Here is an 11,998-nt window from a genome sequence, read left to right as displayed (position 1 = left end):
GCCGTGATCGTTTTGCGCCCCTTGCTGCCGCGCGAAGAGCTGTTCATCGTGAGGTCTGCGTGCGGCGCCGACATCCGCTCGCTCTGCGCCGGCGTCGCGCCCGGCGGCGGTCGCATCATTCAATGCATCTCCAACAGGGCAGCCTCGCTATCGCCCGCGTGCAAGGACGTGCTCGCTCCGTTCGCGGCGAGATGATGCGGTTCGCATTCGCGCGTCAATGTTTGGCGGCGTGCGGTGAATGAATTTCCGCACGCCTGCAACGACAAATCGATTGCAGATATCCGATTTCGATCACGACAAGCCGGGAGGACAACATGCGTTCATTGCTGCTCGTTGCTTCTGCACTCCTCGCCTTCGGAGCGACCATGACGTTCGAGGCCACCGATGCCAATGCGGTGGTGTGCGCCCGCGGGGTCTATCGCGCCGGTTGCGCCGGCCCGAACGCGGCTGTCGTTGTCCGCAAGCCGGTTCCGGTGGTCCGCTGCACCCGGGTGCTGGTCAACGGCGTTTACGTAAAGCGCTGCGTCTAAACCGAGCGGATGGCCAAGCCGGCGCGGTTTGGCTATGATTCGGACCTGACGGTTTCGGACATGCGTTGAACGTGTGTCCGAAGATGGGCTTCGACGCGCCCGCGCTTGGCCAATAATTCCGCTGGCGCAGGACGCCGGAGCACATTAGTCTACCCCTAGATAGTAAGTATACTGTCAATTAGGGAGGCAGACGTTGCGGATCGCCGTGATTGGCGGGGGGCCCGGTGGGCTCTACTTCGCCCATCTCTGGAAGAAGCGTCACCCCGAGGATCAGGTCGACCTGTTCGAACAGAACCCGGCCGACGCGACCTGGGGCTTTGGCGTCGTGTTCTCCGACCAGGCCCTGGAATTCCTGCGCGCCGACGACCCCGAAACGGTCGATGCGATCGCGCCGCATATGGAGAGCTGGGAGAACATCACGCTGAACCTCGGCGGCGACAGCGTCGCCATCGACGGGGTCGGCTTCTCCTCGATCGGGCGGCTCGAGCTCCTGAGATTTCTGCAGCAGCGCGCGCTCGACGTCGGCGTCACCCCGCGCTTCGATACGCCGGTCCACGCCATCGACCAGCTCAATGGGCACGATCTGATCGTCGCCGCGGACGGGCTGAATTCGCTGGTGCGCCGCGCCTACGAGGGCGATTTCGGCACCTCGCTGTCCTACTCCTCCAACAAGTTCGTCTGGTACGGCACCTCGAAGCGGTTCGACACGCTGTCGCAGACCTTCGTGAAGACCGACCGCGGCGCCTTCAACGCCCATCATTATCGTTACTCGCCGGCCATGAGCACCTTCCTGGTCGAATGCGACCAAGCCACCTGGCAAGCCTACGGCTTTGCCTACAAGGACGTCGAACAGTCCAAGGGCGTCTGCGAGGAGGTGTTCGCGGACACGCTCGGCGGCCATTGCCTCGTCTCCAATAAATCGGTCTGGCGCAACTTTCCCTGGGTCTGGAACGAGCATTGGTCGTTCAAGAACATGGTGCTGCTCGGCGACGCCCTGCATTCCGCGCATTTCTCGATCGGTTCGGGCACGCGGCTTGCGATCGAGGACGCCATTGCGCTGGTCAAGGCGCTGGAATCGGATGCGCATCTTGCGACCGCGTTGCATCGCTACCAGGCCGCGCGAAAACCGGTAGTAGAGAAGCTCGTCAACGCCGCGCGCACGTCGGCGTCCTGGTACGAGCACTTTGCCGAGCACATGACGCTCGACCTGATGGATTTCGCCTACAGCTACATCACCCGCTCCGGCCGTATCGACGATTCCCGGCTGCGCGCGATGTCGCCGGCTTTCGCGGCCCGGTACGAGGCGGCCAAGAACGGCGGAGACGAGGCATGACCAACGAAATTCGCGACCAGGTGCCCGCCGACAGCGAAGGGACACGCGAGATCGGCTTTGCCGTTCCGCAAATCTACAACGCCAGCCGCGTGCTGTTCGACAATCTCGCCAAGGGCCGCGGCGACAAGCTTGCGCTGTTGGGTCCCGCGGGTACGCGGACCTATGCCGAGCTCTGCGCGGAGGCTTGCCGCTGGGGCAACGGTTTTGCATCGCTTGGCCTCACGCGCGGCGACCGCGTGCTGTTGTTCCTCGACGACACCCCGGCCTACCCGGCTGCCTTCTTCGGCGCGGTGCGCGCCGGCTTCGTGCCGCTCCTGATCAACACGCTGACGCCGCCGGATCTCCTGCAATTCTATCTTGCCGATTCCGGCGCGGCGGTTGCGGTGGCGGATGCCGAGTTCGCGGCGCGCTTCAATGCGGAGGCGTGCAAGGAGATGGGCCTGCGCACGCTGATCGTCGTCAACGGAGCGGTGGGCGATCATGCCGCGCCCGCGGCGATCTCTGCCGCAGGATGGCTCGCGCAATTCCCGGCCGAGATGGCGGAAGCGGACACCCATCGCAACGAGATGGCGTTCTGGATGTACTCGTCCGGCTCCACCGGACGGCCCAAGGGCATCGTGCATCTCCAGCACGACATGGCCTATAGCGAGGCCGCCTTTGCGCAGAACGTATTGAGGCTGACGCCTGACGACATCTGCTTCTCGGTGCCCAAAATCTTTTTCGCCTATGGCTTCGGCAATTCCGTCACCTTCCCGTTCTCGGCGGGAGGGGCAACGCTGCTGCTGCCGGGCCAGCCGAAACCCGCATCGATCTTTGCGGCGATCGAGCAGTACAGGCCGACGGTCTTCTTCGGCCTGCCGACGCTCTACACCTCACTGACCAAGGCCGAGGGCGCGCAACTGACGAATTTCTCGTCGCTGCGCATGTCGCTCTCAGCGGCCGAGGTGCTCTCGGCCGAAGTCTTCAACGGCTGGAAGACGCTCACCGGCCTCGAGATCGTCGAGGGCCTCGGCTCGACCGAGGTGCTGCACATCTATCTCTCCAACCGGCCCGAGCAGAAGAAGCTCGGCGCCGCCGGTCTGCGCGTGCCCGGCTATGAGGTCGCGCTCCGCGACAAGGACGGCCGCGAGGTCGACGACAACGAGGAAGGCATTTTGTGGGTCCGCGGCGATTCCAACACGCCGCTGTACTGGAACCGGCCGGACAAATCCGCCGAGACGATCCGCGAGGGCGGCTGGATCTACACCGGCGACCGCTTCATCAGGGATGCCGACGGCTTCCACTTCTTCCGCGGCCGCGCCGATGATCTCATCAAGATCTCGGGCCAGTGGGTCTACCCGCTCGAGGTCGAGCTCTGCCTCGCCGACCACCCCGATATCCGCGAATGCGCCGTGTTCGCCGCCGAGCTGCCGGACCGCCGCATGACGCTGAAGGCCGTGGTGGTGATGAACAACCGCGCGTTTAACCAGGGTGACGCGACGCGGCGATTGCAGGATTACGTCAAGGGCAAGCTGCTGCCTTACAAATATCCGCGCGAGGTGATCTTCATCGACGAGTTGCCGAAGACGGGCACGGGGAAGATCGATCGGCAGGCGTTGCTGAGGATGTGAGGCGAGGACGGAGTTCCACGCACCGCAATCGTAGGGTGGGCAAAGCGAAGCGTGCCCACCACTTCTGGTCCGTTAGAGAGAGGTCGTAGGCACGGCACAAGGGCGCCTTTGCCCACCCTACGAGATATGAGCGTGAGGCGCCAACGTCGCCCCACACACCCACTCTCACCCTGCCTTCCCCAGATGCTCCAGCGCATCCTCGGCCCGCAGCGGCACGCGTGACGCTTCGTTGTTGAGATCGACGAGCTGCACCAGCAGACCCATCAGCGTCTTGCGGTCCGCGGGCTTCAGCGGCTCCAGCATGCGCGCCTGGGCGCGCTCGACGGCGGGGATGATCTCGCGCAGGATCGCGGCGCCTGATTTCGTCAGGTGGAGCAGCTTGATCCGCTTGTCCTCGGGCGCCGGCTTGCGCTCGATATAATCCTTGGCCTGCAGCCGTTCGATCACGCTGCCGAGCGTGGAGCGGTCAAATGCGATCACAGCCGACAGCCGCGTCGCGTCGATGCCGGGATGGGTGTGGATCGCGATCAGCGCCGCATATTGCACCGGGGTGAGGTCAAACGCCTTGCACTCCTCCATGAAGATCGAGACCGCGATCTGCTGCATGCGCCGGAACAGATAGCCCGGCGCGGCATAGACGGCATCGATCGTGATCGGAGCGGGCGGCTTACTCGGCATCGGGCTGCTTCTCCGGTGCGGCATCGGCGAAAGCTGCGAGCGCCTTGGCGGCAGCTTCCGCCCCCAGCAGGCGCGGATAGGCCGAGATATCGACACCGAAGCGGCGCGCATTGGCGAGCTGCGGCACCAGACAGAGATCGGCCAGCGTCGGCGCATCGCCGAAGCAGAACGGGCCGGGCTCGTCCCTGATCAGCGTCTCGCAGGCCGACAGCCCCTCGCGGTTGACCCATGCGGCCCAGTCCTGGACCTTCTCCTCGGGCAGGCCAAGCTCGCGCAGCCGCGCCAGCACCTTCAGGTTCTGCACCGGGTGGGTGTCGCACGCGATCGCCAGCGCGAACGCCCGCACCTTGGCGCGCCGCAGCGGATCCTTCGGCAGCAGCGGCGGATTGGGGTGCGTCTCGTCGAGCCATTCGATGATCGCCACCGATTGGGTCAGCACTGTACCCGCATCGCTCTCCAACGCCGGCACCAGGCCTTGCGGATTGATGGCGAGATAGGCGGGCGCGCATTGCTCGCCCTTGCGCAAATGATGCGGCAGATGCGCGGCCTTGAGGCCCTTGAGGTTCAGCGCGATCCGCACCCGATAGGCGGCGCTGGAGCGGAAATAGCCGTGCAGCTTCATCGAAACCCTCCCTGAACTTTCCCCGTCATTCCGGGGCGATGCGCCAGCATCGAACCTGGAACCTCGAGGTTCTCCGGTGCGCAACTGCGCACCGGAGTTCGGCTCTTCGAGCCGCCCCGGAACGACGGCTTTGGCAATCTTCGCCACGTTGACGCTACCTAGATCGTCAGTATACTGTCAATCAACAAAACGATCGGGAGCAGCAACCATGGAAGCCGTGACCAAGACGCCGGAACGCGAGGCGTTCTACAGGAAGATCGACGGCGAAAACCTCACCGCGCTGTGGACGGTGATGAGCGATCTGATCACGCCGGAGCCGAAGAGCGCCTGCCGGCCTCATTTGTGGAAATTCGACGTCATCCGCGACTACATGACGGAAGCCGGCAAGCTCATCACCGCCAAGGAGGCCGAGCGGCGCGTGCTGGTGCTGGAGAACCCGGGCTTGCGCGGCCAGTCCAAGATCACGACCTCGCTCTATGCCGGCGTGCAGATGGTGGTGCCGGGCGACGTCGCGCCGGCGCATCGTCACAGCCAGTCGGCGCTGCGCTTCGTGCTCGAAGGCAAGGGCGCCCACACTGCGGTCGACGGCGAGCGCACCGCGATGGAGCCCGGCGATTTCATCATCACGCCGTCGATGACCTGGCACGATCATTCCAACGAGACCAGCGAGCCGATGTTCTGGCTCGACGGCCTCGACATCCCCTTGGTGCAGTTCTTCGACTGCTCTTTTGCGGAAGGCTCGAAAGAAGACCAGCAGAAGATCACGAGGCCTGCCGGCGACAGCTTTGCGCGCTACGGCCACAATCTCTTGCCGGTCGACGTGAAGCGTTCGTCGAAAACCTCGCCGATCTTCAGCTATCCCTATGCCTACACCCGTGAAGCCCTGGAGAAGGCGAGGGCGAGTCAGGAATGGGACGCCTGTCACGGGCTGAAGCTGAAGTTCAGCAATCCCGAGACCGGCGATTTCGCGATGCCGACGATCGGCACCTTCATCCAGCTGCTGCCGAAGGGATTCAAGACCGCGCGCTATCGGTCGACGGATGCCACAGTGTTCTGCCCGATCGAGGGCCGCGGCCGCAGCCGCATTGGCGATGCGGTATTCGAGTGGGGCCCGCGCGATCTGTTCGTGGTGCCGAGCTGGCATTGGGTCACGCACGAGGCGGATGAGGACGCCGTGCTGTTCAGCTTCTCGGATCGGCCGGTGCAGCAGAAGCTGGATCTGTTCCGCGAAGATCGCGGGAACGCGTGACGGTCTCGTAGGGTGGGCAAAGGCGCGAAGCGCCGTGCCCACGTCTTCGCGACTCATGGAGAGGTGGTGGGCACGCTTGCGCTTTGCCCACCCTACGGCTGCGGTGAGCCGCTACCGCCAGTGCAACAGCCGCGTCTCCAGCCAGCCGATCACCTTCCCGACCGCGAGGCCAAACACCGACAGGATCACCACGCCGGCGAGCAGCTGATCGGTCTGCATCAGATTGCCGGCCTGGAGCACGAAGGCGCCGATGCCGTATTGGGCGCCGATCATCTCGGCGCTGACGACGAGCAAGAGCGCCACGGAGGCGGTGATGCGGAAGCCGGCGAGGATCGCGGGCAGCGCGCCGGGCCAGATCACCTTACGCACGATGGTGGCGAAGGGAACGTTGAAGCTTTGCGCCATGCGGACCAGATTGCGCGGCACCGCGTCGACGCCGCTATAGACCGAGATCGCGGTCGAGAAGAACACCCCGAGCGCAATGGTCGCGATCTTCGGCTCTTCGCCGATGCCAAGCCAAAGGATCAACAGCGGCAGCAGCGCAATTTTCGGGATCGGGAACAGCGCGGAGATGAACGTGATGCCGACGCTGCGCGCCAGCCGCGACAGGCCGATGGCGAAGCCGACCGCGATCCCTGCCGCGGTGCCCAGCAGCCAGCCGACGCCGATGCGCAGCTGCGAGGCCGACAAATGTTGCCACAGCGCGCCCGAGATCGCGAGCTGGTAGATCGCGCGCGCAATTGCGAGGGGCGTTGGCAGGAACAGCGCATTGACGAGGCCCACGCTGCCAGCGGCCTGCCAGATCGCGATGACGAGGGCGAGCGCGATCCAGCCGCCGAACCTGCTCGACGCGGGCACGAAGCCGGCGCCGCGAAAGCGGACGCGCCTTGTCGCGGTGTCCTTCGCGCTTTCGCCCGGCGCGCGATCAAGCATGCTGGACCTCGCGCTCGGCATCGATCGCCTCATTGCGGATCAGCGACCAGATCTGGTTCTGCAGCGCCAGCAGTTTTTCGCGTGCCGCAGCTTCACCGCGTGCCGTGCGCGTCATCGGCACGGTCACGACCTCGCGGATGCGGCCAGGCCTGCGCGACAGCACCACGATGCGGTCGGCGAGCCGCGCCGCCTCTTCCAGATTATGGGTGACATAGACCGCGCCCATGCCGCCATCGGCGAGCAGGCGGACGAAATCCTCCATCAGCAATTCGCGGGTCTGCGAATCCAGCGCCGACAACGGCTCATCCATCAGCAGAATGGCGGGCCTCACCGCGAGCGCGCGCGCAATGCCGACGCGCTGGCGCATGCCGCCGGAGAGCTGCTTTGGATAGGTTTTGCGGAAATCGGTCAGGCTCGTGCGGCGCAAGGCGTCGTCGACCAGCGCGCGGCGCTGCGCGGCCGAAAGCTGGGTGTGCAGCAGCGGGAATTCGACGTTCTCCTCCACCGTCGCCCAGGGCAGCAGCGCAAAATCCAGGAACACGAAGGTCAGCGGATTGAGACTGTCCGCCGGCGGCGAGCCGCGCAGCTCAGGCGCGCCCGAGGTCGGCTGCAACAGCCCGCCGAGGATCGACAGCAGCGTGCTCTTCCCGCAGCCGGAGGGTCCAACGATCGCCACCACCTCGCCGGCGCTGACGGTGAAGGAGACATCGTCGAGCACGGCGAGATCGCCGAAGCGATGGGTGATGTGGTTGGCGATCAGGTCCATCTCACGTCCTTTACCGTGATCCGTCACCCTGAGGTGCCGTAGCGAAGCGGAGGCCTCGAAGGGCGACGGCCCCGCTACAGCCGGGCCGTGCATCCTTCGAGGCTCGCTTCGCTCGCACCTCAGGATGACGGGGAGAGAGGGGAGCTCGCAACATCGATCAATCCGCCTTCACATAATCCTTGGCGATGATCGCATCCGCGTCAAAGCCCTTGTCCGCGAATCCCTGCTCCTGGAGCCATTTGATCTGGTTGTCGACGTTCTTCACGTCAAGCTTACCGTCGGGATCGATATAGGCGCAGTTGCCGACCACCTGCTCGAGCGGGAGATTGGTGTACTTTGCGATGATCTCCAGCAGCGGCTTGGTCTTGTCGTTGATCGGCGCCACGCCGTCCTTCATCGCGGCGAGGATGACGTCGTGATATTCGCGATCCGCCTTGGCGAGCGCGCCGAGAAGTTTTGTCACCAACACCTTGTTGGTCAGCGTCTTCGGCGAGGCGAACACCGCACCGAGCTGCCACGGCGTCTCGTCGCCGACCCAGCCCAGGAACTTCGCCCCGCCCTCGTCCATGAGCTTCCGCGCCGTGGAGATCGGCAGCAGCGCCGCATCGACGGTCTCGCCCTTCAGCGCAGCCGCCGCATTCGACAGCGATTGCAGCGGCACGATCTTCACCTCAGAGAGCTTGAAGCCGTATTTGTCGGCGAGCAGGCCGAGCGAATAATGAAAGCTTGATCCGACCTGCGTCATCGCCACGCGCTTGCCCGCGAGATCCTTTGGCGTCTTCAGCCCGGCGGCATAGGCGTTGTTGCTGGCGAAATAGCCGATCAGGGGATAGCCGGCCTTCTCACGGCTCATGCCGCCGATCACCTTCAGCGTGCCCTTGCCCGCGAGGTTGTAGAGACCTGCCGTGAAGGCGGTGATGCCGAAATCGACGTCGCCCGAGGTGGTGGCGACCGCGATCGGCTGCGCCGCGTCGAAGAATTTCAGCTCGACCTCCAGGCCGGCCTCGCGGAAATAGCCCTTGTCCTGCGCGATGAAGACGGGCGCGGAGGACGACAGGCGCAGCACGCCGATCTTGGCCTTGAGCGCGTCTTCGGCCCGGGCCGTGCCCATTGCCATGATCGCCAAAAGACTGGCTGCCGCGAGCCGCGCAATCCCGATCATCCCGTTTCCTCCCTCGTCGTTTCTCTCAGCAGTCCGTTACAGGCCCTCAGGGACGGGCTGATCCCGGCCGATGAAGGCGCCCTGTTGTTTCAACGTTTCCTGCAATTTTTCAACGGGGATGTCACGTGGGATCCTGTTTCCGGACAGCGCCAGCGCCGCGGCGGAACCGGCGGCCTCGCCCATCACGAAACAGGCACCGGAAACCCGTGCCGCCGACTGGCCCTCATGGGTCATCGAGGCACAGCGGCCGGCGACCAGGAGATTATCGACGCCTTCGGGCACCAGCATCCGGTACGGCAGCTCGTTGTAACCCCGCGATTCCGGGATCGGCGGGAAGGTGAAGACGACGTCTCCGGGCACGTGGGCCTCGATCGGCCAGCCATTGACGCCGATGGAATCCGTAAACGAAGCGCAGCCAAGCACGTCCTCGCCGCTGAGCTGGTAGCCGCCCTTGATGCGGCGCGTCTCGCGGATGCCGAGCTGCGGCGGCAGATCGACGATGTAGGACTTTTCAAAGCCCGGGACAGCGCTGCGCAGGAATTCGAACGCGGCAAGCGCCTGCTTGCGGCCCTCGATCTCGCCGCGGGTGAGATCGTCGGGCTCGACGCCGTTGATAGCGTGGCCATCCGCGCGCGCCACCTGCGTGAAGTTCACCCGCCATTCAATGCCGGATTTCTGCGGTCGCACGATCGCGCTTTTCCGCGGGAATTTATGCGTGCCGGCTGCGGTGGCTTTCTCCATCAATTGCGGGATCGTCCGCCACGCTTCGCCGGCCTTGTCAGGGTCGACGCCGTTGAGGCGGAGCATCATCGATGGATACAGCGGATGGCCGTGTTCGTCGCCGATCTCGAACGGCGCACCGGCCCAGACCGCGAGGTCGCCGTCGCCGGAGCAATCGATGAAGATCTCCGATCGCACCGCCCGCCGGCCGGCCTTGGTCTCGACCATCAGCGCGTCGATGCGGCTGTCATCGTTCATCACGACACCGGCGCCGAGCGCATGGAAGAGGATGTGCACCTTGTGACTGGCGAGAAGCTCGTCGGCCGCGATCTTGTAGGCGGCGGTGTCATAGGCCTGGGCGAAGACCTTGCCGAGGATCAGATGCGGCGTGTTGAGGCCGCCCAGCCGATCGATCCGCGCCAGCAGCTCCGACGCCATGCCCTGCACCAGCCGACGATGCTCGCCATGGACATTGCCATGCAGGCCGCAGAAATTGGTGACGCCGGCCGCGGTGCCCATGCCGCCGAGAAAGCCGTAGCGCTCGATCAGCAGCGTCTTCCGCCCGGCGCGCGCGCATGAAGCCGCCGCGATGATGCCGGCGGGACCGCCGCCGAGCACGACGACTTCGTATTCGCCATAGAGCGGCACCTGTCGTGCCGGTTCTTCGATCATTGTGGCCCGCATGGCGCGTCCGCTCCCGAAATCTCTTGCTTGGCGCCGACTATGAATTAACGCGGACGGAGCTACAATCCACCAAAATACGCGATCAGCTTTCGCGAATCGAGAAAGGTCGACATGGACATCCTGGTGAACCTGCAGGCCTTCCTCGCCACCGCGGACGCGGCTGGCTTCTCCGCCGCCGCGCGAAAGCTCGATGTCTCCACCTCGGTCGTGGCCAAGCGCGTCACGCAGCTGGAGGCGCGGATCGGCACGCCGCTGTTTCACCGCTCGACGAGACAGCTGCGCCTGACCGAAGCCGGACAGCGTTACGTGCATCGTGCCCGCGGCGTTGTGACTGACGCCACCGACCTGCTCTCGCGCATGGGCGAGAAGGGCCACGATCTCGTCGATCACCTCCGCATCAAGGCGCCGACCTCGCTGACGGTGGCACGGCTCGCCGACGCCTTCAGCGCGTTCCAGACCGAGAATCCCAGGCTCAAGCTCGATATCGTACTGATCGATCGCCCGGTCGATCCCGTGACCGAAGGCTTCGATATCGCGATCGGCGCTTTCCCGCATTCGTTCGGCGGCGTAATCGACGAACCGCTCTGCGCGCTGAAGCGGCTGCTCTGCGCCTCGCCGGCATACTTGAAGAAGCATGGCACGCCAAAACATCCGCGCGATCTCGTCGAGCATCGCTGCCTCAGCTTCCTGCCGACCGGCCCGGAATGGGTCTTCGACGGACCGCGCGGGCGCATCAGCATCCAGGTCACCCCGCTGCTCTCCTCCAACGAGGGACACGTGCTGGCGCGCAGCGCCATCGCGGGTAACGGCATCGCGCTGCTCTCGCATTATCTCGTTGCCGATGCCTTGCGCGAGGGCACGCTCAAGCCGGTGCTGCGCGAGTTTCCGATACCGGAATTATGGGTGAAGGCCGCGATCCCCGAGCGGCGACGCAATGCCGCCGCGGTGCAGGCGCTGCTGACACTGCTGAAAACGTCGCTAGCACCGTCGCTGTAGGCTGTGCCACGCCGTTGTCGCAAGATCGAGGTTGCTCTGACAGAGCGGACCTGAGAGAAGGACCGCCAAGCTCCGCTGTCATCGCGCCCGGCTTGACCGGGCGATCCAGTATTCCAGAGACGTCGAGCGCATACGGAGCAGCCGCGGCGTACTGGGTCGCCCGGTCAAGCCGGGCGACGACAAGCAACTTCGTTCAACGAATGGATATGCCACTCTTGAAGTTCTCTCTCCCCGCCCTGCTCGCCCTCGCGATCTCCGTCACTCCCGCCGCAGCCGTGGAGCAGAACTGCCGCTTCATTCAGGCCAAGGCCGAGCGCGAGGCCTGCTACAAGCGGCAGGAGGAAGAGCTCGCAGCGAAGCGCAAGCCGGCCGCGCCCACCAACGATGGCACGACGCTCGAAACGCTGCGCCAGATGCGACAGGACGACGACGCGGTCTATCGCAGCATCAACAACATCTGCCGCGGCTGTTGAGCCTCAGCTTTTCGCACCCCAATTCCCGGCCCGCTTCTCGGCGAATGAGGCCAGCCCTTCCGCGGCCTCCGCGCTCTGGCGCTTGAGTGAGTGCAGGTGCACCAGCCGCGTGTAGGCGGCATCGTCCACCGCCATGCCGCCGAACGAGCTCTCCAGCGCGAGGCGCTTGGTCTCGGCCATCGCGTCCGGTCCGTTGGCGAGCAATTGCTCGACCACCTTGCGGCCTGCGGCCTCGAGTTCGG

General features: G+C 64.9%; 12 protein-coding genes and 2 pseudogenes. 7 read left to right on the top strand and 7 right to left on the bottom strand.

What is annotated here, in order from left to right; all coding sequences use genetic code 11:
• From MOV75_RS11865 to MOV75_RS11850, 4 genes and pseudogenes are all read left to right on the top strand, one after another.
• A pseudogene (locus MOV75_RS11865) lies at positions 1-195 on the top strand (hypothetical protein); the annotation flags it as partial.
• 119 nt (positions 196-314) lie between these two features.
• A complete protein-coding gene (locus MOV75_RS11860) occupies positions 315-530 on the top strand; it encodes a hypothetical protein (RefSeq protein ID WP_028175115.1) in 216 nt (71 codons plus the stop codon).
• Positions 531-723: 193 nt separating this feature from the next.
• Entirely contained in the window at positions 724-1,863 is a 1,140-nt protein-coding gene (locus MOV75_RS11855; RefSeq protein ID WP_246929769.1) for an FAD-dependent monooxygenase, read from the top strand.
• Entirely contained in the window at positions 1,860-3,473 is a 1,614-nt protein-coding gene (locus MOV75_RS11850; protein WP_246929767.1) for a benzoate-CoA ligase family protein, read from the top strand. The genes MOV75_RS11855 and MOV75_RS11850 overlap by 4 nt, the downstream gene beginning before the upstream one ends.
• A gap of 165 nt (positions 3,474-3,638) precedes the next feature.
• Here the strand turns inward: MOV75_RS11850 and MOV75_RS11845 are convergent, their stop codons facing one another.
• Together MOV75_RS11845 and maiA are read right to left on the bottom strand one after the other, a co-directional pair.
• Positions 3,639-4,151 carry a MarR family winged helix-turn-helix transcriptional regulator gene (locus MOV75_RS11845; RefSeq protein ID WP_246929766.1) on the bottom strand — a complete coding sequence of 171 codons (513 nt, stop codon included), beginning with the start codon at positions 4,149-4,151 and terminating at the stop codon, positions 3,639-3,641.
• Positions 4,141-4,773, bottom strand: coding sequence for a maleylacetoacetate isomerase (maiA, locus tag MOV75_RS11840; protein WP_246929765.1), 633 nt, complete (start codon positions 4,771-4,773; stop codon positions 4,141-4,143). Before maiA ends, MOV75_RS11845 begins: the two co-directional genes overlap by 11 nt.
• 208 nt (positions 4,774-4,981) lie before the next feature.
• Between maiA and gtdA the strand changes: the two genes are divergently transcribed.
• Positions 4,982-6,022, top strand: coding sequence for a gentisate 1,2-dioxygenase (gene gtdA, locus MOV75_RS11835; protein WP_246929764.1), 1,041 nt, complete (start codon positions 4,982-4,984; stop codon positions 6,020-6,022).
• A 111-nt stretch (positions 6,023-6,133) separates the two neighbouring features.
• On the opposite strand, the gene MOV75_RS11830 is transcribed toward gtdA, so the two are convergent.
• From MOV75_RS11830 to MOV75_RS11815, 4 genes are all read right to left on the bottom strand, one after another.
• Entirely contained in the window at positions 6,134-6,955 is an 822-nt protein-coding gene (locus MOV75_RS11830) for an ABC transporter permease (protein ID WP_247005762.1), read from the bottom strand.
• Positions 6,948-7,721 (bottom strand): ABC transporter ATP-binding protein, encoded by a 774-nt coding sequence (locus tag MOV75_RS11825; protein WP_247005760.1) that lies wholly within the window; start codon positions 7,719-7,721, stop codon positions 6,948-6,950. The genes MOV75_RS11830 and MOV75_RS11825 overlap by 8 nt, the downstream gene beginning before the upstream one ends.
• Positions 7,722-7,878: 157 nt before the next feature.
• Positions 7,879-8,883, bottom strand: a complete 1,005-nt coding sequence (locus MOV75_RS11820; RefSeq protein ID WP_246921004.1) for an ABC transporter substrate-binding protein — start codon at positions 8,881-8,883, stop codon at positions 7,879-7,881.
• 36 nt (positions 8,884-8,919) lie between these two features.
• On the bottom strand, positions 8,920-10,287 hold the full coding sequence (locus MOV75_RS11815) for an FAD-dependent oxidoreductase (RefSeq protein WP_246921001.1): 1,368 nt from the start codon (positions 10,285-10,287) through the stop codon (positions 8,920-8,922).
• Between the two features lie 111 nt (positions 10,288-10,398).
• Between MOV75_RS11815 and MOV75_RS11810 the strand changes: the two genes are divergently transcribed.
• The gene (locus MOV75_RS11810; protein ID WP_246920999.1) at positions 10,399-11,283 is read left to right on the top strand and encodes a LysR family transcriptional regulator; all 885 of its coding nucleotides are present in this window, start codon (positions 10,399-10,401) and stop codon (positions 11,281-11,283) included.
• A 206-nt stretch (positions 11,284-11,489) separates the two neighbouring features.
• A complete protein-coding gene (locus MOV75_RS11805) occupies positions 11,490-11,756 on the top strand; it encodes a hypothetical protein (protein ID WP_246920996.1) in 267 nt (88 codons plus the stop codon).
• Between the two features lie 3 nt (positions 11,757-11,759).
• Here the strand turns inward: MOV75_RS11805 and MOV75_RS11800 are convergent.
• A pseudogene (locus MOV75_RS11800) lies at positions 11,760-11,998 on the bottom strand (enoyl-CoA hydratase); the annotation flags it as partial.

It is taken from the genome of Bradyrhizobium sp. PRIMUS42, from assembly GCF_023006515.1.
Lineage (GTDB): Bacteria > Pseudomonadota > Alphaproteobacteria > Rhizobiales > Xanthobacteraceae > Bradyrhizobium.
This window is presented reverse-complemented; position numbering and strand designations above follow the sequence as displayed.